This window comes from Bacillus sp. AP50 (genome assembly GCF_040492675.1).
Classification (GTDB): Bacteria; Bacillota; Bacilli; order Bacillales; family Bacillaceae_G; genus Bacillus_A; species Bacillus_A cereus.
Genome location: NZ_JBEUTW010000689.1, coordinates 1 through 1,927 on the forward strand (window position 1 = coordinate 1; position 1,927 = coordinate 1,927).

The following is a 1,927-nucleotide window of genomic DNA, read 5'->3' on the forward strand; positions in this document are numbered from 1 at the left end:
TTTCTGCTCAATCCATTCCTCAAGCAAATTTGTATTCTCCACATTACTGAAATCAAAAAACTCAAATTCTTGTTCTTCATGTTTAATAAAATATTGTTTAGGTTCTTGATGCCCATTTTCTTTTAACCTAATGCACAGACCGTCATTTTCACTGATAACGCGATTCACAACTTGGTTTAATTTTGAATAGTTCATTTTTCGATGAAGTTTAAATAAAAATCTTAAATTACATATTCCTTTATCAGAATGAATAACTTCTGTATACCATATTCTTCGCTGCGGATGGCTTAATGGATAACATTCCTCATTGGTCATAAAAATCTTCCCTTCAAAAATTATTTGCTCTTATAGGTTCGTGTTTATGTTTAGCCCATAAATATTTCTGCAGTGAAACTCCAATTACTCCAATAATAACAAGCCCAATTCCTCCATAAACATAGAGTTGAGTTACTCCAAACAAATGCACTAATGGACCACTCATAGCAGGAGAAATAATTAGAACTGCGTTTGTTAAACTGCTTTGTATACCAAATACTCTTCCTACTTGATCTTGATCCGATTCTATTTGTAAAATGACTTGATTAGATACAAGCATCAGCCCACTTCCGATACCAGCGATAAAACTAATTAAATAGGCTAAAACGAAGACCGTACCGGGCGTTATCAAACCAATCCCCCCAAAACCAATTCCCATTAAAACCATACCTCCACATACTACCCAGCCATATTGAAATTGTTTTAATTTCTGAGTTAGTAATGCACCAAGTATTCCGCCAAGACCAATAATAGAAATGATATATCCCATTTTACTTTTATCATGTGGGAATAAGCTCTTAAATAAAGTTGGGAATTGTGAGTCTACTAATTGTAATACCGCCATGGCTATTGTAACGAAAATCATGGTTGATAATATTATCCGATTAGATAACACATAACCCCACCCTTGTACCCAAGCGGTCCAAGTACTTTGTTTTTGCTTTTCAACAAATTCTTTCAATATAGTTTCTTTAAATTTTATTGTGGGTATCAAAACTAAAGTAGCTAATAAACAACTTATAGCTCTTATAATGAGGCAGAACTCTGGTTGAAACCAGCTCAACAACATGCCCCCTATAAGTGGGCCTACTATCTTTGTACCCTGCTCTACTATTCCGTTGATACTTACTGCTTTAGTAAGCAAGTCCGGGGATACAATCTGTCTTGTTAGTGTTTGCTGTGCAGGATAATAGAAAACAATAAAAATGGAACGAATCATTAATGCCACTAAGAGCCAGTGGATATCTTGTACAAATAAAAGAGCAATTGTTATTAGACCAACCATTAGATTACAGAACATCATAATTGGAATTTTTCTAAAACGATCTGCAATAACACCTGCCCATGAGCCAAAAATAATTCCAGGAAGTGCATATGCAACAGGAATCAATCCAATCATAGTAGGATCTACTTCCCATTCAAACCCAACTATAGTCATAATCGCTAACATATCAATAAAAACACCAAGCATAAGCAATGAATAGGCAGAGAAAACTTGTAAATAAACCCTATTTCCTAATAGGCCTTTTGAATCAGTAGTTTTCATAAAAGCAAGCTCCTTAGGTTACTAATATAAACGCTTTTGCGTATAAGGTACCTCTTTATTAAACTTAATTAATCATTATTGACATCTCACCTAGAATTTAACTTCGTCAAAACTCAAACCGCTCTTATTTTTCATATATTTAAAATAGTCAGACAAGAGAAAGCGTACCTATTTCTTCATTTTTATATCAACTGTTACAAAATATATCTTTACCTTACACTAATAACAGCTAAACGTTGCCTTAATATAACCCTTTACAGTCGTTTGCACATTCAATTCACATCCTTTTTAAAGTTGGCTTTTTTCTATCTCAAATACTATCACACAAATATTTCACCTACTATA

General features: G+C 33.5%; 2 protein-coding genes. Both read right to left on the reverse strand.

Translation table 11 applies throughout. From position 1 onward, the window contains the following. Window positions 1-315: condensation domain-containing protein (locus tag ABWK52_RS28420; RefSeq protein ID WP_259383585.1), on the reverse strand; the 315-nt coding region annotated here is incomplete at its 3' end. A 13-nt stretch (window positions 316-328) separates the two neighbouring features. After that, window positions 329-1,582: an MFS transporter gene (locus ABWK52_RS28425; RefSeq protein ID WP_000858610.1), complete on the reverse strand. Its 1,254-nt coding sequence runs from the start codon at window positions 1,580-1,582 to the stop codon at window positions 329-331. Window positions 1,583-1,927: the final 345 nt, after the last annotated feature.

Bases quoted from the DNA above. Each gene is read 5' to 3' on its own strand.
- ABWK52_RS28425 (WP_000858610.1), bottom strand. From the start codon at position 1,582: ATGAAAACTACTGATTCAAAAGGCCTATTAGGAAATAGGGTTTATTTA.